Source organism: Parasphingomonas halimpatiens (assembly GCF_036663795.1).
Taxonomy (GTDB): domain Bacteria; phylum Pseudomonadota; class Alphaproteobacteria; order Sphingomonadales; family Sphingomonadaceae; genus Sphingomonas.
On record NZ_JAXOJP010000014.1, the window covers coordinates 37,777 to 55,628 of the forward strand.

The window sequence follows — 17,852 nt, forward strand, 5'->3', positions numbered from 1 at the left end:
GCCCAGGATTGTGGAGCGGGGCGCTTGTGGCCCCTGGGCTCCTGCTTTCGCAGGAGCACGGATCAGCTATGCCGCCTTTGCGGTCGCGTAGGCCCAGTCGAGCCACGGGCCGAGCGCGACAACGTCGGCCGTATCGACGGTCGCGCCGCACCAGATGCGCAAACCCGGCGGGGCGTCGCGATAGCCGGCCACGTCATAGGCGGCGTGTTCGGCCTCGAGCAGCGATGCCATCTTCTTGATCAGCGCCTCGTCGGCACCCTCGACCGTCAGGCAGACGCTGGTCTTCGAGCGGCTGGCCGGATCGGCGGCGAGATGGCCAAGCCACGAACGTTCGGCGACGATCGCGTCGAGCGCGGCGGCATTGGCGTCGCTGCGCGCGATCAGCCCCGTGGCGCCGCCGACCGACTTCGCCCATTCGAGCGCGAAGATCGCGTCCTCGACGGCGAGCATCGACGGGGTGTTGATCGTCTCGCCCTTGAACACGCCCTCGGTCAGATTGCCCTTGGAGACGAGCCGGAAGACCTTGGGCAGTGGCCAGGCCGGGGTATAGCTTTCGAGCCGCTCGACCGCCCGGGGCCCGAGGATAATAACGCCGTGTGCGCCTTCGCCGCCGAGCACCTTCTGCCACGAGAAGGTCGCGACATCGATCTTGTCCCAGGCAATGTCATAGGCGAACACCGCGCTGGTCGCGTCGGCGAAGCTCAGGCCTTCGCGGTCGTCAGCAATCCAGTCGCCATTCGGCACGCGCACACCGGAGGTGGTGCCGTTCCAGGTGAACAGCACGTCGTTCGACCAGTCGACCTGCGCCAGGTCGGGCAGCGCGCCATAATCGGCGCGGATGACGGTCGGTTCGATCTTGAGCTGCTTGACCGCATCGGTGACCCAGCCTTCGCCGAAGCTCTCCCAGGCGAGCGTCGTCACCGGCTTCGCGCCCAGCATCGTCCACATCGCCATCTCGAACGCGCCGGTGTCGGAACCGGGGACGATGCCGATGCGGTGCGTGTCGGGCAGCGCGAGCATCTCGCGCATCAGGTCGATGGCATATTGCAGCCGCACCTTGCCCAGCTTCGAGCGATGCGAGCGGCCGAGCACGGCAGTGTCGAGCTTTTCGGGGGACCAGCCGGGCGGTTTCGCACAAGGGCCGGAAGAAAAATACGGACGCGCCGGTTTGGCCCCGGGGCGGGCAACAAGATCAGTCAATGTAGTCTCTCCTTACAGAGAGCACGCGCGGCGTTGGGACCGCGTGGCCCGGCGCCGCCCCTAACGATGCTGGGCGGGGTGTCAAGCTGCGTAGCACTACCGAACGGCTCTTGTAGCGATCGCTACATGCGTTTAGAGGATGTGTAGCGACTGCTACGGAGACTCGATCATGCCGCTTCCGCCATCCGCTTCCCCGACCACCGACGCGCTCGCACCGGCGCAATGGCTTGGCCTCGTTGCGATCGGTGCGGTGCTGTGGATCCTGGTGATCCTCCTGTTTCGCGCGGTCGATTCGGTCGGCGGTTTCGCCGGCATGGGACCGGCGCTGTTCTACGCGCTGCTGGTGCCGGGGACGGTGCCGCTGATTACGGCCGCGCGCCGCATCGTGCGGCTGCGGCGCGAGCAGACCTTGCTGGCGGTCGCGATGGTGACGGCGAGCGCCTCGCTGCTCGACGGCACCGCGCTGGCGGTCGTCCCGGCTTTTTACGGGACTCACCCGCTCGCTGCGGCGGTGACGTTGCTGTGGGGTGTCGGTGTCGCGCTTTCGCTGGCGGTGTGGATGGGGCGAGCGCGGCGGGAAGGGTAGAGCGCGGATGCGAGCGACGGGCGATTTTCGCTAAAGCGGACTGCGTGAAATCCGAACCGCGAAGCACGTAGCCGCATTCTTTTTCCAGCTTCCCCGGCGAAGGCCGGGGCCCAGGTGGGGGACGTTGCGACGGGCGGTGCCGCTCATCATTTCGGCCATCCCAACTGGGCCCCGGCCTTCGCCGGGGAAGTAAGGAGAAACGCAACGCAATAGGTGAGAGTACGCGAATGACGCGTTCACCGCTCCCGAGCCGCCACGATCCAACAACCGCTCGCTCAAAACGCCGCGCGCGCGACATCCTCCAGCCCGACGCTGCGCAGCAGCACCGCGCCTTCGGTCATGACCAGCAAGGTCGCGGCATCGATGTTGCGCTGTTCGGGGGGCGCCGAATCGAGTTGCGCCGCGCCCCAGGCGAGAAAGCCGCGCGCGATGCTTTCGCCGACCTGGCGATAAAAGGGATCGCGCGCCGCCATGCTGGCGATTTCGAGCCACAGCCGCATATAGGGCCAAAGCGCGTCGTCGAAGAGGATGGCGAGCAGTTCGCGGCGCAGTTCGTCGAGCGGCAGCGGTCGCGCCGCGCGCCGCGTGGCGAGCAGCAGCGCCAGCCGCGCCGACACGCGCTCGATCACCGCGGTGATGATCTCGGCCTTGTCCTTGAAATAATAGAGCAGCATGCGGTCGCTGGTGCCGACCGCGCGCGCCAACGGCCGCAGGCTCGCACCCGCCAGTCCCTCGGCGAGGACGTGATCGGCCAGCCGGTCGAGGATCGCATCGCGGCGGTCGGGGGCATCGATCAATGGGTCAGCTTCTCGTTCGTCATGCTGCGACGCATAGTGGCACGGATATCGGGTCCGGGGGAAGTTTTGCCGCGACGAGTGGTGCGCACAATAGAGGATTGTTAACCAAGATTTCGCTAGTCTGGCGGCATGAAGCGCGGGCTTATCCTGGCGGTGCTGTTGCTCGCGGGGTGCGGCGGGCATGACGATCATGCGCCGCCGCCCCGCCCGGCAGGCTCGCGTCCGCTCACCCTCAACTTGCCCACCAGCCGCGAGACGCAGGCCTGCTTCACCGATCTGTCGCGCGAGAATGTTCGTTTCAGCCCGATGGTCGACCGCGATTATGGCGGCGGCTGCCGCGTAATCGGCGCGGTGCAGCTAATCGACATCGGCATCCCCGTCACCAACCTCAAGGCGATGCGCTGCGAACTGGCCGACGCCTTTACCGGCTGGACGCGGCATGCCGTGGTGCCGGCGGCCTATCAGATCCTCGGCAGTGAGCTGGTGCGCGTCGAGAGCATGGGCAGCTATGCCTGCCGCAACGTGATCGGTGCCGGCGGACCCGAAAAGCTCTCGGGCCATGCCGTCGCCAACGCCGTCGATGTGTCGGGCTTCGTGCTGCAGGACGGGCGCAGGATCACCGTCGAGCAGGGCTGGCGCTCGGCCGATCCGCGCATCCGCGCCTTTTTCGCGGCGATCCACACATCGGCGTGCAAGCGCTTCGGTACGGTGCTTAGCCCCGATTACAACGCCGCGCACTACAATCACCTGCACCTCGAGGATGACCACAAGCGCTTCTGCCGCTGAGCGGTGGTTGGGAAATGCGCGGTGGAGCGCATTTCAGAGACGGTAGCAGCCCGCTCCCCCGACGGCGACTTGGAGCGCGCGCCGCTTTCCGCTACCAGCCCCGCCAATGAGTGATACCCATGTTCCGTCGCGGGTCTTCCCGCGCGCCCGCCAGGATGCCGAAGCCGCCAAGACCGGCGTCCATACCCCACAGACCGAAAACCCGGCCTATCGCCTCGCCTTTCAGGACATGGATTTCCTGTTGCGCGAGGATCTGCGCCCGGTTCGCTTCCAGCTCGAACTGCTCAAGCCGCAATTGCTGCTCGATGCCGCGAACATCGCCTCGACCTTCGTGATGTATGGCTCGGCGCGGATTCCGGAGCCCGAAAAGGCCCGTGCGCTGCTCGAACTGGCGCAGGACGACGAGTCGCGCGCCATCGCCGAGCGACTCGTCGCCAAGTCGAAATATTATGACGTCGCCTATGAGCTCGCCCAGCTCGCCAGCGCCTTTCCGCGCGACGAAGAGGGCAAGCGTCACTTCGTCGTCTGCTCGGGCGGTGGCCCGTCGATCATGGAGGCGGCAAATCGCGGCGCCGCCGAGGCGGGTTACGAGACGATCGGCCTCAACATCGTGCTGCCGCACGAACAGGCACCCAACCCCTATGTCACGCCGTCATTGAGCTTCCAGTTCCACTATTTCGCGCTGCGCAAGATGCACTTCCTGCTGCACGCCCGCGCGCTGGCGGCGTTCCCCGGCGGCTTCGGCACGTTCGACGAACTGTTCGAGCTGCTGACGCTGATCCAGACCGGCAAGATCAAGCCGATCCCGGTGCTGCTCTTCGGCCGCGAATTCTGGAACCGCGTGATCAATTTCGATGCGCTGGTCGAGGAAGGCGTCGTGTCGCGCCGCGACCTGAGCATCTTTACCTTCGTCGAGACGGCGCAGGAGGGCTGGGACGTGGTCAAGAACTTCTACCGCGACAGCCCGGTGGCGGGCCTGCCGATCGAGTAATAGCAAATTGCACTGAAGCGGGCCGCTACACGTCAGCCCCGTTTTAGGGCTGGGGCTGTCGCGGATGGATTCCTGGTCGTGGTTCGGCGGGTATTCGACACGTCGCGACCACCTATTCCCGCACGGCCAAAGTCACCAACGCGCCGATTCGCCAGCCTTTTTTTGGAGCTGGGGGCAGGCAGGCGCTCGGCGAGCAAATATCCACCTATAGTGGGGATAGGTAGCCCCGGCGACCAGTGCCGCCGGGAACGGGCGGCACCTGGATTGGCGATCACCCCTCATTCTCCAGCATATCCGCCATGTCTCCCGAAGAGATTAGGCATCTGTCGTTCATGCCCGATGACCGGCCAGCGGAACACAAAGATGAGTGAATCTTTCAAGAGCAGAGTGAATTTATTTGCATAATTACTACTATGTGGGAAATTCATAGTAATTTAAATACTTTAGAATATTTTCTTTATTTATCTGCATCTTAAAAAACGCAAAAAATTAGGCGACTATCCCCTTCACACACGTTCGGCGGCTGGCCTGACATAAAGATATCTGCATACCCTTATCTTCACGCCGTGGCGGGTGAGGGATAGGAATTTGGCTGTAGTGCGGAAAATGAGTCGCATTCCAACGCCGTATGAATTATACCGCGACCATCATGACCGATATCAGCACCATTCTCGCAGACAAGCGCGCCCGCATTGCGGGTATGGAAACTGCGCTGGCCGTTGAGCGCGCCGAGCTTCGCGGTATGGAAATGATGGCCGATCTGGTCGGCAAGGCTCCTCGTGCCCCCGTCATCGTCAACGTGACGCGCCGCAGAGTTCTGCCCGAGTCTGCCCCGTCAGAGACCGCATCTAAGGGCCGCCAGCCCGGGTCCATCTCGATGCGCTGGCGCGCTGTCTTGTGGCGCCTAGACGAGATGGGCGGGGACTTTGCACCGTCTGATATTGTGAGCGTTGTGCGCGATCTGGAGGGCCGCGAGATGCGTGCCGCAGACGCGCGACGCCAGATGGAGATTTACGTTAGCCTCGGTTTCATCCGTGTCGAAAACGGCACGTACAATCTCACGGACGATTTTAGGAGCAAGTTCGCGGCAAGCGCGAACGCTCAAAACGAGAATGCCCCGCCCAGTGATCCTTTCGAGGACATACTGGGCGGGGCAGACACCGCGCTGCACGCGCAAGATAGGAGACCACAGGAATGACCAATCATTCCGCAGGGTGGCGGGGGCGGCAACCCCTTAGCTACCCATTGCTCTTGTTAAGGAGCTAGTGGACGCCGTGGCCGGAGATTACTCTCTGGTCACGGCCTTCTGCTAGCAAATCGTGAAGGAACCGTCTATAGGAAAGGGCAACCGTCGCTCTTTCCGAAAGGGTTCCCCATGTCTGTTGTGTCGCTAAATCCAAAGCGCGCTGTGCCGCTTCCCGCGGTCCAAAAGAGGGCAAAAAGAGTGTACGCAATATCGTTCGATCTCGACAGCAAGACCGCTGAATCGATGTGTGGCCAGAATTGGCGGGGCACATGCTACGCGCAAATCAAGGCCGTGATGGCAGAGTACGGGTTCGCTCGCGTCCAGGGGAGCGTCTATTTTGGGGACGCTGACTCAGACGCGGTGCGCTGCGTGCTGGCCGTGCAGGACCTTGATCGCCGCTACGCATGGTTTGGGCGTGCGGTCCGCGACCTGCGGATGTTGCGCGTGGACGAGGATAACGACCTTCTCCCCCTGCTAAGCAACCGGCTTCGCCTTGATCGGGGCGCGGCATAGGCGGTGGCGGATAGCCTCACGCTAAGCGCGGCATTAGCGCAGGGTCGATTAGACGATTTTATCTCGCAAGCCGAGGCGCGTGGGGTTGGTCCTGCCGATCCGGCGCGATTTGACGCGATAGTGAGGCGCGTTGTTACAGCGCCCCCACCATCAGATCAAACATCGCGTTCACGCGCTGCCGGTGGTTCGCCCGGAAAGTGAACTCGTCCAGATAGCGCTGCATGTGCTTACCGCTGATCTGGATATGCGTTGACCGGACCGAGGCCTTGAACAGGCGCCAGAAGCCTTCCACGCTGTTCGTGGAGTGCGTCACGCCCTGCTTGTAGTCGTAGTGGGTCCATTCCTTCGCAGCGTGCTTTACAGCGCCGTGAATGTAACCGTCGCCGGTGAGTAAGCCGTAGCTCATCAGCTCGTCGGTCGAGACGACCGAACCCTTCTCGACATTGGCATTCACGACCGCGCGAAGGGTCGGCCTCTTCACGTCCGGGATGATCTGGGTGACAATGTTGCCGCCTTCCTCGATCATGCCCATGACGATGGTCTTGCCCGGTGCGCCACGGCCACGCTTCCCGCCAGAGCGACGACCGCCCACATAGGCCTCGTCAGCTTGGATATGGCCGGCGAGCAGGCCGTCGAAATCCGCGGCGCCCATCAGCTTGCGGATTTGCATGCCGATCCGGTAGCCGGTCTTGTAGGTGACGCCGAGCTGGCGCTGGAGTTCCTTGCCGCTCACGCCGTGGCGCGTGGTGGCGAACAGGTACATGGCGTAGAACCAGCTAACCAGCGGCGTGCGGGTGTCGTGCAGGATCGTGTTCGCGGTCGGTGCGATCTGGAACAGGCAATGCGGGCACGCATAGACGCGACGATCGCGCAGCTTGTGGAACGTGCCTTCTGCGCCGCATGCCTCACAATCCATTGTCAGGCCGCCAAAGCGCACGTTCATGATGTGGGTCAGGCAGGCTTCCTCATTCGGGAAGCGCGCGAAGAACTCACGGACCGAAAGGGCGGGCGATGCGGAAGGCGACTTGCTCATGCATTCTGACTAGACCAATGCCGAACGTGGGTCAAGGGGATAATCGCCAAAAATTATTGGAGTAACGCGATGAATTGGTTTAGTGCAGTTGCTCCTATACGGCAAAAGCTCATCGTAAGCTATGCGGCGCTGACATTGCTTGTCGTACTCATAGCCGTTGCGGGGGCTATCGGGAGCGGGGGCAATCTGTACGTCATCGCAATCGGCATTGTTGGCACGCTCTTGGCCGCTTATTTGAGCTCTTTGTTCCGCGAAGCGATTGCCATTCCCTATGTGGCAACCGTCGTTCGCATGGAAGGCCTTGCCGCCGGCGATCTCCACAGCCCCATCGCCTATACCGACTTTCGCGATTGCGTGGGCCGCCTCACCAAGGCGATGTTCACCTTCCGCGATGCTGCGGTGACCCAGGCCGAGCAAGCTGAGGTACCTGCGAGAATCGTCGCCATTCTTTCGACGAATTTGAGCCAGTTGGCAGACGGCGACCTGACGAAAGAAGTCGTCGCTGACTTTCCGCCCGAATATGCCGAACTGAAAACCAGTTTCAACGCGGCGCTATCGAGTCTGCGCGCGCTGATCAGCGGCGTGAGCGATAGCGCGGAAGGGATCCGTACCGGATCAAGCGAAATCGCCCATGCGTCGGAAGATCTCGCGCGCCGCACCGAGGGCAATGCCGCCAGCCTCGAGGAAACCAGTGCCGCGCTGGTGCAGATCGATGGCCGCCTCAAGGCGACCTCGCAATCATCGACACAGACCGTGGCCCGTGCCGATCAGGCGATCGCCACCGTCAATGGTGGCCGCGCCACCGCCGAGGAAGCGGTGCAGGCGATGGGCCGGGTGTCCGATAGCGCCAAGGGCATCGACAGCGTGATCGAGGGGCTCGACAAGATCGCGTTCCAGACCCGCGCGCTGGCGATGAACGCCGCGGTCGAGGCGGGCCGTGCCGGCGACGCCGGACGCGGCTTTGCCGTGGTCGCGGACCTTGTATCGGCGCTTGCGATGCGCGCCGAGGAAGAAGCCAAGCGCGCCCGCGACCAGCTGACCCTGACGCAGACCGATATCGTCACCGCCGTCCAGGCGGTGCAGAAGGTCGACGGAGCGCTCGCCAACATCTCGAGCGATGTCGATGAGGTCCACAAGCTGCTCGCCACGATGGCCGACGACGCCAGCGCACAATCCTCGGCGATCACCCAGATCAGTGCCGCGATCGGCGCGATGGACCAGTCGACCCAGCAAAATGCTGCGATGGTCGAGCAAACCTCCGCTGCCGCCCGCAACCTGACCGCCGAGGTCACCTCGCTCTCCGATCAAGCCGCGATGTTCAAGGTCGCGGAAACGGAGGTGCGGCGCGCGCCGGCTCAGCGGGTCGCACAACCGCAGCCGGTCCAGCGCCAGGCGGTGAAGAAGCCGGCGCCCACTTATCGTTCCCCGATCGAGGCGCATCCCGCAGCGGCGCTCCAGAGCGCAGGCGGCGCCGGCGCCGGGCATGCTGATTGGAACGCCTTCTGACGGGCTGAACCAGCAGTCGTCCAAGGCCTGGCGAGTCGCCATGTGGTAGCGGGCCTCGTCTCGAAGCGCGCTTTTCGGTGCGATCAGCCCCCAGCCATCTTACATGCTTCGCCCTTTTCGCCGGTTCCCGGGCGAAGTGGACGCTGTCGCGCCGCGACCTCTGCGTCTCCCGCTCCGTCGAGACGGTTCAGCAAGGCTGGGACGTGGTGAACAGCTTCTACCACGACGGCCCGGCCAAGCGGTTGCCGATCGAATTGGTGCGGGCCGCGGCACCAACAAAAAAGGGCCCGGCGAGCGCCGGGCCCTTTTGATTCGCCCGCCACCGACAGGTCGGAATTCTACTTCTTCGCGGGTTCGGCAGCGGCGGGTGACGTCGCATTTGCCGCTGCCGGCGCCGCGGTATTGCCTGCCTCAGGGGCAGTAACGTTACCCGTCGCCGGCGCGGCGGTAGCCGGTGCGGCCTCGGCGGGCGCTGCCGGCATCGGCATATTGGAGCCCATCGTGTTGAGATAGGCCATCACATTGGCGCGATCCTCGGCCTTGGCCAGGCCGGCAAAGGTCATCTTGGTGCCGTTGGCGAACTTGCGCGGGCTGGTCAGCCACGCATTGAGCGTGTCGAAATCCCATTTGCCGGTGTGCGCCTTGAGCGCGTCGGAAAAGGCATAGCCGGCCTTGCCCTGGGCGATCGCCTCGCCGACGGTGGCGTAGAGATTCGGGCCGATGCCGTTGGCGCCGCCCTGCGTCACGCTGTGGCAGGCAGCGCACTGCTTGAACACTTCGGCGCCCTTGGCGGGATCGGCCTTGGCGAGCAGCGTGGCGATCGGCACCTCGGGGGCGCCGCCGGCCTCGACCGCTTCGGTGCCGCCTTCGAGCGGATAGCCGGGCTTTTCGGGCTTTTCGGAGTGAATCACCTTGCCGCCCAGGATCGTCAGCGCCAGCGCCGTGCCCATTGCCGCCAAAACCCAGCCAGCGATCGTGTTCGTCCGATTGTCCATGATGCCTATTTGCCCTTGCCGGAAAGTCGCGTCCCTTTAGGCACGCTCACGCTGCATCGCAAGCTGCGCTTGTGCGCTGCGGCAGGTCCGGCCATCGGCCCGCTCCGGGCGATCACGGCCATTGCAGTGATCGAGTTTGGACCCTAAGCGCGCCGCCCATGGAGAGTTTCGCCGCGCCGGCGCGCCCGATCGTGGCGCAGATGATCGAACGGGCCGCGGCCGCACCGGAACGCGCCGTCGCGTTTCAGGGCGCGCCGGGCGCCAATTCGCATATCGCCGCGCTGCAGGCCTTCCCCGATTGCCTGCCTTTGCCGTGCTTCGACTTTGCCGATGCGATCGAGGCGGTGCGCGACGGCCGCGCCGATTGCGCGATGATTCCGATCGAGAATTCGCTCCACGGCCGCGTCGCCGACATCCATTTCCTGCTGCCCGAGTCGGGCCTGATGATCACCGGCGAGCATTTTCTGCCGATCCATTATGCGCTGATGGGGCTCGGCCCGCTGTCGGGTGTGAAGGAGGCGATGAGCCATCCGCAGGCGCTCGGCCAGTGCCGGCTGTGGCTGCGCGAGCACGGCATCCAGCCGCTCGCCTATCCCGATACCGCCGGCGCCGCCGCTGTGGTCGCCGAGCGACAGGACCCGAGCATCGCCGCGCTCGCGCCGCGCGCAGCCGCCGAAATCTATGGCCTCGTCATTTTGGGTGAGGGCATCGCCGATGCCGACCACAACACCACGCGCTTCGTCGTGCTGGCGCGTGCCGGGCATCCGCCGATCGGCGACGGCGCGTGGATGACGACGCTGATCTTCGAGGTGAAGAACGTGCCCGCCGCGCTGTACAAGGCGATGGGCGGTTTCGCGACCAACGGCGTCAACATGACCAAGCTGGAAAGCTATCAGCGCGGCGGCAGCTTCGCCGCGACCGAATTCTTCGCCGATGTCGAAGGGCGCCCGGGCGACCCGGGGCTCGACCGCGCGCTCGAGGAACTGGGCTTCCACGCCAAATGGGTGCGCCTGCTCGGCACTTACCGCCAGGCGCGCAAGCGGGGTTGATCCTGCGTTTCGCGTCGGCGCGGATTGCTGTAGCACGACGGCGATGAAGGCCCTCATCGATCCGAGCAACGCGCTGTCCGACGGACTGGTGGCGATCCGCACCCAATATCAGGTGCCCGCGTCGTTTCCGCCTGCGGTGCTCGCCGCCGCCGAGGCGGCAGCAAAGCGCGTGCCCACCGCGCATGTCGATCGCACCGGGGTGCCGTTCGTGACGCTCGATCCCGCCACCTCGACCGATCTCGACCAGGCCTTTGCGATCGAACGCGCCGGCAGCGATCTGCTGCTGCGCTATGCCATCGCCGACGTCACCTGGTTCGTCGATGACGGCGATGCGATCGACGTCGAGGCGTGGCGGCGCGGCACGACGCAATATCTGCCCGACGGCAAGGCCGGGCTCTATCCGGCGGTGCTGAGCGATGGCGGGGCGAGCCTGCTGCCGAGCGGCCCGCGCCCGGCGGTGATCTTCACCGTGCGCGTTGCGCCCGACGGCGGCGTGAAGCTCGATGGCGCCGAGCGCGCAATCATCCGCAGCCGCGCCAAGCTCGCTTATGACAGCGTGCGCGACAGCGACCTGCCGGCCGATTTCGTCGAGCTTGCCGACCGCATCCAGGCCGCCGAGGATCGGCGCGGCGCCGCGCGCGTCGATCCACCGCAACAAGAGGTCGTCGCGACTGGCGACGGCCATTATGAATTGCAGTTCCGCGCGCTGCTCGTGTCGGAACAGCGCAACGCAGCCATGTCGCTGGCGACCAATCTCGCGGTCGCCGATGCGTTGCAGGCGCACCATACCGGGCTATTTCGGGTGATGGCGCTGCCCGATGCGCGCGCGGTGCAGCGGCTGCGTCACACGGCGCGCGCCTATGGCATGATCTGGCCCGACAACGAGACGCTCGAGCAATTCTCGCGCAACCTCGACGGGCGTGTCCCGAAACAGGCAGCGCTGATGCTGGCGATCCGCCGCGCCGGGCAGGGGGCGTCCTACGTCCCCTATCGTGAGGGCGTCGTGCCGTGGCATGCGGCGATGGCGGCGACCTATGCCCATGCCACCGCGCCGCTGCGCCGGCTGGCCGATCGTTATGTCGTGCGCGCCGCGCTGGCGGTCGCCAATGGTCAGGCGGTGCCCGAGGTCGTCGGCGCGGCGTTCGCGCGCCTGCCCGAGGTCATGGCGCGGGCCGATGCGCTCGACGGGCAGATCAGCCGCGGCGTGATCGATCTGGCCGAGGCGGTGATGCTGAAGGGTTCGGTCGGGCAGGTCTTCGCGGCGGTCGTCACCGATCTCGACGAGCGCGGCGCGCGCATCCAGCTGTGCGACGCGCCGGTGGTGGCGCGGGTCGCGGCGCCGGGCGTCGCGCCGGGCGATCGGCTCAACGTCACGCTGACCGCGGCCGACCCGTCGCGCCGCGCGATCAGCTTCGCATTGGCATCCTGATGGATCTCGACGATCAGCTGCGCCGCTATTTCGGCACCAGCGACATCGCCTCACTGCCCGAGGCCGCGCTCGCCGCCGGCACCGAGCATATGCTGGTCGATTTCGGCCTCGCCAAGGATCGCAACCGGCGCTTCGCCTTATGGGCGCTGATGCACATGCTCGGCGTCGCGCCCGATCTCGATATCGCCTTCAAGGACTCGCAGGACCGCGAAGCCGCGCGCAATTTCATGGATCTCGCGGCGGAAGGTGACGATCCGGAATAGCGCGGGGTGACATCTGCCTGAATCACTCCCCACGGGATTAGGTAGAGTCGTTCAGCTCTCGGCGCCGGCCCATTCGCGCAGCAGCGTATAGGCGATCGCATAGGGCGGCGGCGGCAGGAACGGGCCGGGTTCGCCCGCCAGCACCGCGCGGACAACGTCGCGCTCGACCCAGATCGCATCCTCCAGCTCGTTGTGATCGACGGTCAGCGTATCGTCCTCGGCGGTGCCGACACACGCCATCATCAGCGAAGAGGGGAAGGGCCAGGGCTGGCTGGCAATATAACGCACCGCGCCGACGCGCACCCCGGCCTCCTCGAAAATCTCGCGCGCGACCGCTTCCTCGATCGATTCGCCGGGTTCGAGAAAGCCGGCCAGCGCCGAATAGCGCCCCGCCGGCCAGCCCTTGCCGCGCCCGAGCAGCGCGCGACCGTCATGTTCGGCGATCATGATCACCACAGGGTCGACGCGCGGGAAATGTTCCGCGCCACAATGGCCGCAGCGCCGCGCCCAGCCGGCGCGATAGGCCTGGGTCTGTGTCCCGCAATTGGCGCAGAATTGATGCCGTGAATGCCAGTCGATGATGCTGCGCGCGGCGGCATAGGTCGCCGCCTCGGACGGGAGCAAGGTCGCCAGCGCGTGGATCATCGCCGGGGAGCGCATCGGCGTCGCCTCGGCGGCGCGGATGCCCGGGATATAGGCGGCGAAATGCGGGCGACGCTGCTCGTCGAGCCCAAGCAGGATCAGCATTGCGTCGTCGGGCGCATCGGCGAGCGTGGTCCAGCCGAGCCGGCCGTCGTCGCTAACTTCGGGTTGCAGGCCATCGAGCTTGAGCAGCCGCGCGCGCCAATCGGCCGTCGCGGCGGCGAGCCCCTCGGCGTCGTGGCGCAGCTGGTCCGCGCGATCGAGCGTACCGCCGGTCAGGCCCGGCGCGACCATGGCTGGGATGGTCACTGCGCGCGCGAGATCCGTGCGGCATCGGCGAACAACGCCGGCACCGCCTGGGCGCGCAGACCCCAGCGCTCGCCGGGGAAGAAATTGACCATGATCGTGCCGCGGATATGGCGGGTCGGATCGACAAAGGCGACCGTGCCGGCGGCGCCGCCCCAGCCATAGGTGCCCTTGCCGCCGCCGCCCGGCGCGTCCTCGAGATAGACCGAGCCGCCGGCACCGAAGCCCATCTTCGGCCCGGCACTCGGCCCGCCGGTGGTCGCGCTGACGCCGCCGAAGGTCAGCCCGTTGGGCAGGAGGTTGGACATCATCAGCCGCGCGGTTTCGGGCTTGAGAACGCGGACGCCGTCGAGCGTGCCGTAGTTTTCCAGCGCATGGAGGAAGCGATCATAGTCGCGCGCCGACGTCACGAGGCCCGCGCCGCCATAAGGGAAACTCGGCGGCGTGAGCCAGATCGAGGTTGCCGGGGCATCGAGCGCGATCCGCGCATTCTCCGGGATCGTCGCCGGGTCGGCCGGCTTGCCGATCGCAGCCATCGCTTCGCGGGTGTAGATATAGTTGGTGGCGAAGCGGCCGACCTCTGATTTCGGCACGGTCCAGTAACTCGATGTCATCTTGAGCGGATCGAAGATGTTCTGCTGGAGGAAGGTGTCGAACGGCATGCCGCTCGCCTTCTCGATCACCGCGCCCATCACGTCGAGGCCGATCGAATAGCTCCATTTGGTGCCCGGCTCGGCGATCAGCGGCAGCGTCGCGACGCGCGCGGCGAACTCCTGCAAGGTCTTGGGGCGGATCGCGCGGGCCGGCCCCTCGAGCTGCTGGTTGACCTGCGCCGGGTCGATGCCGAGCCGCTTATATTCGGCGAGCAGCGGCCCCTTGGTGATGATGGTGTAGCCGAGACCGGCGGTGTGGGTCAGCAGGTTGCGAATCGTGACGGGATGCACCGCTGGCTTGCTTGCCAGCGAATGGTCCGGGTCGGTCAGTACGGTCATGTGCGCGAAGCCGGGGATGAAGTCGCTGACCGGCTCGTCGAGCTTCATCTTGCCGCGCTCGATCAGGATCATTGCCGCCATCGCGGTGATCGGCTTGGTCATCGAATAGACCCGCCACAGGCTATCTGGGCCGGCCGGCGCAGCGTCGGCGCCATCGGCGATCTTGCCGGCGCTGACGAACACTGTCGGCTGGTCGCCGACCGCAAAGGCACCGACGATGCCCGGCATCTTGTTGTTGCGGACATAGCCGGTGAACAGCGCCTGCGTGTCGGGGAAAGGGGTCGCCGTCGGCGTCGACGCGGGCGCCGGTTGCTGGACGGCCTGCCCCGCCCAGGCGCTGGCACCGAGCACCAGGGCAATGACCGCACTTCCCGTCACGACTCGTCGCATCAACCGCATCATGCTCTCCTGATTGCCTTCGCCGCCTTGGCAAACACCGTCGGCAGCCCCGCCGACTCGATGTCGGCGACCGGCCACCATTCTCCTGCGGCATGCGACACCGCCGTGCCGACCGCAAGCGCGAGATCGAGCGTGAAGTGCGTGAAACCGTGCGATACCGTGCCATGGATCAGGCGCCAGCCGGTGCCGTCGGGTGCGCCGGCCATGCCGGGCGGCGCATCGGCCCAAGGGCCGGTCGGCAAGGCGCGCATCCCGCCGAGCAGCCCCTTGTCGGGGCGCCGCACCAGCAGCACCGCACCGTCGGCCTCGGTCCAGAAGACCGTGCCATATTTGTGCGGGCGCGCCGCCTTGGCCACCTTGACCGGGTAGCGCGCCGGGTCGCCCCCGGCCTGCGCCGCGCACGTCGCGATCAGCGGACACAACAGGCAGCGCGGGTTGCGGCTGGTGCAGATGCCCGAGCCGAGATCCATCATCGCCTGGGCGAAGTCGCCGGCGCGTGTATCGGGGGTCATTGCGTCGGCGGCGCGGCGGATGATCGGCATCGATCCGGGCAGCGGCGCGTCGATCGCATCGAGCCGCGCCACCACCCGCGCAACATTGGCATCGACCGCCACCGCGCGCCGGCCGAAGGCGATCGCCGCGATCGCCGCGGCGGTATAGTCGCCGATCCCGGGCAGCGCGCGCAGCCCGGCCTCGCTGTCGGGGAAATGGCCGCCATGTTCGGCGACGACGGCGCGGGCGCAGGTGATCAGGTTGCGGGCGCGGGCATAATAACCGAGCCCCGCCCAGGCCGCCATCAGCTCGGCATCGCTTGCCGCCGCCAGCGACTCGACCGTCGGCCAGCGCGCGATAAAGGCTTCGAAGCGCGGCCGCACCGTCGCGACGGTGGTCTGCTGGAGCATGATCTCCGACAGCCACACGCGATAGGGGTCGGGCGCGTTGCTGCCCGGCGCGCTGCGCCACGGCAGGACGCGCGCATTGGCGTCATACCAGGCGAGTAGGCGGGCGGCGACGGTGGATGAGCGCTTGGCGGGCACGCCGTCGCTATGGCATGGACGGCGGGATGAGCAAGCGCGGCGTACCCGCACCCCCGACTGAACGGCCGCGCGGCGGCAGCGCACGCGCCGTGTCCGAGCTCGTGCCCGATATCGGCCGCGCCGCGTTTCGCCGCTTCGGCTTCGTGCAGAGCGCGGTGGTGAGCCGCTGGGCGGAGATCGTCGGCGCGCGCTATGCCGGTGTCTCGGCACCCGAATCGATCCGTTTCCCGCACGGCCAGCGCAGTGGCGGCACGCTCAACTTGGTGGTGCGCGGCGCGCATGCCCCGATGATGCAGCATATCGCGCCCGAGATCGTCGAGCGGGTCAATCGCTTTTTCGGTTACGACGCGGTGGCGAAGCTGAGCTTCCGCCAGGGCGACGTGCGCGCACCGGAAAAGCGCGCGCCGCCGCCCTCGCTCAAGCCCGTCCCGGTCGAACTCGGCGCGAGCTTGCGGACGATTGCGGACCCCGAGCTGAAAGCGGTACTGGAGGCCTTGGCCGCAGGGGTCGCCGCGACGCGTGGCGCCCCGGCCGTGGGACAGACGGAGGAATGATGCGACTGATTTTGCTGGCATTGGCGCTGATCGGCGCACCCCCGTTCGCCGCACCCCTGTTCGCCGCGACCAAGCCGGCGCCGCATCGCCCGGTCCACCGCGCCGCGCCGGCCGCACCGCGCGGCCCGATCAACTGGGTCAACACCTTCGAAGCCACGCCCGAGGGCGGGGTGCGGATGGGCAACCCCGCCGCCAAGGTCAAGCTGATCGAATATGGCTCGCGGCTGTGCCCCTATTGCGCGCACTTCCACGCCGAATCGCTGACCACGCTGCGCGCCAAATATGTCGCCAGCGGCAAGGTGAGCTATGAATTCCGCGATTATCCGGTGCACGGTGCGCTCGACATCCCGGCAATCCTGATCGGACACTGCGTCAGCACCGCGAACTATTTCCCGCTGCTCGACGACATGATGGCATCGCAACCGAAAATCCTCGCGCATGAGGAAGCGGCATTGAAGGCGGCGCAGCAGCAGGGCATCGACAAGGCACCACCGCCGCGCCTCGCGACCTTCTTTGCCGAACAGCTCGGCCTGATCGACTTCATGGCAAAGCGCGGCATGGCGCCGGTGCGGACCCGCGCCTGCCTTGCCGCCAAGCCCGGCTTCGCGGCGCTTGCCAAGCGCTACGACGATGCCAACCGCCTGTATAATGTCAGGGGTACGCCGACCTTCATCGTCAACGGCAAGGTTGCCGACGGAGTCAACGACTGGGCCGCGCTCGAGCCGTTGCTCAAGGCCGCCGGCGCCTGATCACGTCATTCACCAGGAGTAATAGTGCCATGAAATTCGCTCTCGTTCTCGCCGCGCTGCCGGCTTTGCTGCTCGCAGCCTGCGGATCGGGCGGCTCGACCGGATCGGGCAACGACGCGACCGCCGCCGCGCCGGTCGCTGCGGTCAAGCCGCCGGCCGGCACCAGCTGGCTCGACACCGTCACCACCACGCCGGAAGGCGGTTATGTCCAGGGCAATCCCAATGCCGCGGTCAAGCTGATCGAATATGGTTCGCGGCTGTGCCCGGTGTGCGGCAGGTTCGCGCAGGAAGGCGTGCCGGCGCTGCGCGCTGGGCCGATCGCCGCCGGCAAGCTCAGCTACGAATTCCGCGACTATCCCGTCCACGGCGCGCCCGATCTCGGCCCCACCCTGCTCGGCCACTGCGTCGCGCCGAGCGCGTTTTTCCCGATGCTCGATCAGATGTTCGCCGCGCAGGAGCAGTTGCTCGCCAAGGAAGAGGCCGCCGGCAAGGCGGCGCAGGCGATTCCCAACCCGACCCCCGTGCAGATCGGTACGACCTTCGCGGAAACGATGGGCTATGTCGACTTCGTCAAGCAGCGCGGCGTACCCGAAGCAAAGGCGCGCGCCTGCCTGTCCGATCCCAAGGGGTATGAGCTGATCGCCACGCGCAAGGAAGCGGCGGAAGATAAGTACAAGGTCGGAGGCACGCCGACTTTCATCGTCAACGGTAACGTCGTTACTGACGCCTCCAATTGGGACGCGCTTCAGCCTGCGCTCAAGGCAGCGGGCGCGCTGTAA

General features: G+C 66.2%; 18 protein-coding genes. 11 read left to right on the forward strand and 7 right to left on the reverse strand.

The window, feature by feature from the left end; genetic code table 11:
• Positions 1-66: 66 nt before the first annotated feature.
• On the reverse strand, positions 67-1,200 hold the full coding sequence (locus tag U1839_RS14870) for a phosphoserine transaminase (protein ID WP_332804392.1): 1,134 nt from the start codon (positions 1,198-1,200) through the stop codon (positions 67-69).
• Between the two features lie 169 nt (positions 1,201-1,369).
• Here U1839_RS14870 and U1839_RS14875 point away from each other — a divergent pair, with 169 nt between their 5' ends.
• The gene (locus tag U1839_RS14875) at positions 1,370-1,786 is read left to right on the forward strand and encodes a hypothetical protein (RefSeq protein WP_332804393.1); all 417 of its coding nucleotides are present in this window, start codon (positions 1,370-1,372) and stop codon (positions 1,784-1,786) included.
• Positions 1,787-2,061: 275 nt separating this feature from the next.
• Here U1839_RS14875 and U1839_RS14880 read toward each other — a convergent pair whose 3' ends face one another.
• Positions 2,062-2,583 (reverse strand): TetR/AcrR family transcriptional regulator, encoded by a 522-nt coding sequence (locus U1839_RS14880; protein ID WP_332804394.1) that lies wholly within the window; start codon positions 2,581-2,583, stop codon positions 2,062-2,064.
• Positions 2,584-2,712: 129 nt separating this feature from the next.
• Between U1839_RS14880 and U1839_RS14885 the strand changes: the two genes are divergently transcribed.
• The 3 genes from U1839_RS14885 to U1839_RS14895 all read left to right on the forward strand — a co-directional run bounded on the left by U1839_RS14885 (position 2,713) and on the right by U1839_RS14895 (position 5,558).
• Positions 2,713-3,369 carry an extensin-like domain-containing protein gene (locus tag U1839_RS14885; RefSeq protein WP_332804395.1) on the forward strand — a complete coding sequence of 219 codons (657 nt, stop codon included), beginning with the start codon at positions 2,713-2,715 and terminating at the stop codon, positions 3,367-3,369.
• Positions 3,370-3,475: 106 nt separating this feature from the next.
• Entirely contained in the window at positions 3,476-4,360 is an 885-nt protein-coding gene (locus U1839_RS14890) for an LOG family protein (protein WP_332804396.1), read from the forward strand.
• A 649-nt stretch (positions 4,361-5,009) separates the two neighbouring features.
• Positions 5,010-5,558 (forward strand): hypothetical protein, encoded by a 549-nt coding sequence (locus U1839_RS14895; protein WP_332804397.1) that lies wholly within the window; start codon positions 5,010-5,012, stop codon positions 5,556-5,558.
• A 694-nt stretch (positions 5,559-6,252) separates the two neighbouring features.
• Here the strand turns inward: U1839_RS14895 and U1839_RS14900 are convergent.
• Positions 6,253-7,152: an IS1595 family transposase gene (locus U1839_RS14900; RefSeq protein WP_332804398.1), complete on the reverse strand. Its 900-nt coding sequence runs from the start codon at positions 7,150-7,152 to the stop codon at positions 6,253-6,255.
• Positions 7,153-7,425: 273 nt separating this feature from the next.
• Here U1839_RS14900 and U1839_RS14905 point away from each other — a divergent pair, with 273 nt between their 5' ends.
• A complete protein-coding gene (locus U1839_RS14905) occupies positions 7,426-8,658 on the forward strand; it encodes a methyl-accepting chemotaxis protein (RefSeq protein ID WP_332804399.1) in 1,233 nt (410 codons plus the stop codon).
• Positions 8,659-8,996: 338 nt separating this feature from the next.
• On the opposite strand, the gene U1839_RS14910 is transcribed toward U1839_RS14905, so the two are convergent.
• On the reverse strand, positions 8,997-9,653 hold the full coding sequence (locus tag U1839_RS14910) for a c-type cytochrome (RefSeq protein WP_332804400.1): 657 nt from the start codon (positions 9,651-9,653) through the stop codon (positions 8,997-8,999).
• Positions 9,654-9,811: 158 nt separating this feature from the next.
• On the opposite strand from U1839_RS14910, the gene U1839_RS14915 reads away from it, so the two are divergent.
• From U1839_RS14915 to U1839_RS14925, 3 genes are read left to right on the forward strand one after another with little or no spacing between them, the layout of a single operon-like run.
• Positions 9,812-10,702 carry a prephenate dehydratase gene (locus U1839_RS14915; RefSeq protein WP_332804401.1) on the forward strand — a complete coding sequence of 297 codons (891 nt, stop codon included), beginning with the start codon at positions 9,812-9,814 and terminating at the stop codon, positions 10,700-10,702.
• Positions 10,703-10,745: 43 nt separating this feature from the next.
• The gene (locus tag U1839_RS14920) at positions 10,746-12,131 is read left to right on the forward strand and encodes an RNB domain-containing ribonuclease (protein ID WP_332804402.1); all 1,386 of its coding nucleotides are present in this window, start codon (positions 10,746-10,748) and stop codon (positions 12,129-12,131) included.
• On the forward strand, positions 12,131-12,394 hold the full coding sequence (locus tag U1839_RS14925; RefSeq protein WP_332804403.1) for a hypothetical protein: 264 nt from the start codon (positions 12,131-12,133) through the stop codon (positions 12,392-12,394). The genes U1839_RS14920 and U1839_RS14925 overlap by 1 nt, the downstream gene beginning before the upstream one ends.
• Before the next feature lie 51 nt (positions 12,395-12,445).
• Here U1839_RS14925 and nudC read toward each other — a convergent pair whose 3' ends face one another.
• From nudC to U1839_RS14940, 3 genes are read right to left on the reverse strand one after another with little or no spacing between them, the layout of a single operon-like run.
• The gene (gene nudC, locus U1839_RS14930) at positions 12,446-13,330 is read right to left on the reverse strand and encodes an NAD(+) diphosphatase (RefSeq protein ID WP_332804466.1); all 885 of its coding nucleotides are present in this window, start codon (positions 13,328-13,330) and stop codon (positions 12,446-12,448) included.
• Positions 13,331-13,341: 11 nt separating this feature from the next.
• Positions 13,342-14,733 carry a serine hydrolase domain-containing protein gene (locus U1839_RS14935; RefSeq protein ID WP_332804467.1) on the reverse strand — a complete coding sequence of 464 codons (1,392 nt, stop codon included), beginning with the start codon at positions 14,731-14,733 and terminating at the stop codon, positions 13,342-13,344.
• Positions 14,733-15,770 (reverse strand): A/G-specific adenine glycosylase, encoded by a 1,038-nt coding sequence (locus U1839_RS14940; RefSeq protein ID WP_332804404.1) that lies wholly within the window; start codon positions 15,768-15,770, stop codon positions 14,733-14,735. The genes U1839_RS14935 and U1839_RS14940 overlap by 1 nt, the downstream gene beginning before the upstream one ends.
• A gap of 14 nt (positions 15,771-15,784) precedes the next feature.
• Here U1839_RS14940 and U1839_RS14945 point away from each other — a divergent pair, with 14 nt between their 5' ends.
• From U1839_RS14945 to U1839_RS14955, 3 genes are read left to right on the forward strand one after another with little or no spacing between them, the layout of a single operon-like run.
• Positions 15,785-16,324, forward strand: coding sequence for a DUF721 domain-containing protein (locus tag U1839_RS14945; RefSeq protein ID WP_332804468.1), 540 nt, complete (start codon positions 15,785-15,787; stop codon positions 16,322-16,324).
• Positions 16,324-17,073, forward strand: coding sequence for a thioredoxin domain-containing protein (locus U1839_RS14950; protein ID WP_332804405.1), 750 nt, complete (start codon positions 16,324-16,326; stop codon positions 17,071-17,073). Before U1839_RS14945 ends, U1839_RS14950 begins: the two co-directional genes overlap by 1 nt.
• 29 nt (positions 17,074-17,102) lie before the next feature.
• Positions 17,103-17,852 (forward strand): DsbA family protein, encoded by a 750-nt coding sequence (locus U1839_RS14955; protein WP_332804406.1) that lies wholly within the window; start codon positions 17,103-17,105, stop codon positions 17,850-17,852.

Bases quoted from the DNA above. Each gene is read 5' to 3' on its own strand.
- U1839_RS14950 (WP_332804405.1), top strand. From the start codon at position 16,324: ATGCGACTGATTTTGCTGGCATTGGCGCTGATCGGCGCACCCCCGTTC.
- U1839_RS14885 (WP_332804395.1), top strand. From the start codon at position 2,713: ATGAAGCGCGGGCTTATCCTGGCGGTGCTGTTGCTCGCGGGGTGCGGC.
- U1839_RS14915 (WP_332804401.1), top strand. From the start codon at position 9,812: ATGGAGAGTTTCGCCGCGCCGGCGCGCCCGATCGTGGCGCAGATGATC.
- nudC (WP_332804466.1), bottom strand. From the start codon at position 13,330: ATGGTCGCGCCGGGCCTGACCGGCGGTACGCTCGATCGCGCGGACCAG.
- U1839_RS14920 (WP_332804402.1), top strand. From the start codon at position 10,746: ATGAAGGCCCTCATCGATCCGAGCAACGCGCTGTCCGACGGACTGGTG.
- U1839_RS14925 (WP_332804403.1), top strand. From the start codon at position 12,131: ATGGATCTCGACGATCAGCTGCGCCGCTATTTCGGCACCAGCGACATC.
- U1839_RS14890 (WP_332804396.1), top strand. From the start codon at position 3,476: ATGAGTGATACCCATGTTCCGTCGCGGGTCTTCCCGCGCGCCCGCCAG.
- U1839_RS14910 (WP_332804400.1), bottom strand. From the start codon at position 9,653: ATGGACAATCGGACGAACACGATCGCTGGCTGGGTTTTGGCGGCAATG.
- U1839_RS14900 (WP_332804398.1), bottom strand. From the start codon at position 7,152: ATGAGCAAGTCGCCTTCCGCATCGCCCGCCCTTTCGGTCCGTGAGTTC.
- U1839_RS14935 (WP_332804467.1), bottom strand. From the start codon at position 14,733: ATGCGGTTGATGCGACGAGTCGTGACGGGAAGTGCGGTCATTGCCCTG.
- U1839_RS14875 (WP_332804393.1), top strand. From the start codon at position 1,370: ATGCCGCTTCCGCCATCCGCTTCCCCGACCACCGACGCGCTCGCACCG.
- U1839_RS14895 (WP_332804397.1), top strand. From the start codon at position 5,010: ATGACCGATATCAGCACCATTCTCGCAGACAAGCGCGCCCGCATTGCG.
- U1839_RS14945 (WP_332804468.1), top strand. From the start codon at position 15,785: ATGGACGGCGGGATGAGCAAGCGCGGCGTACCCGCACCCCCGACTGAA.
- U1839_RS14955 (WP_332804406.1), top strand. From the start codon at position 17,103: ATGAAATTCGCTCTCGTTCTCGCCGCGCTGCCGGCTTTGCTGCTCGCA.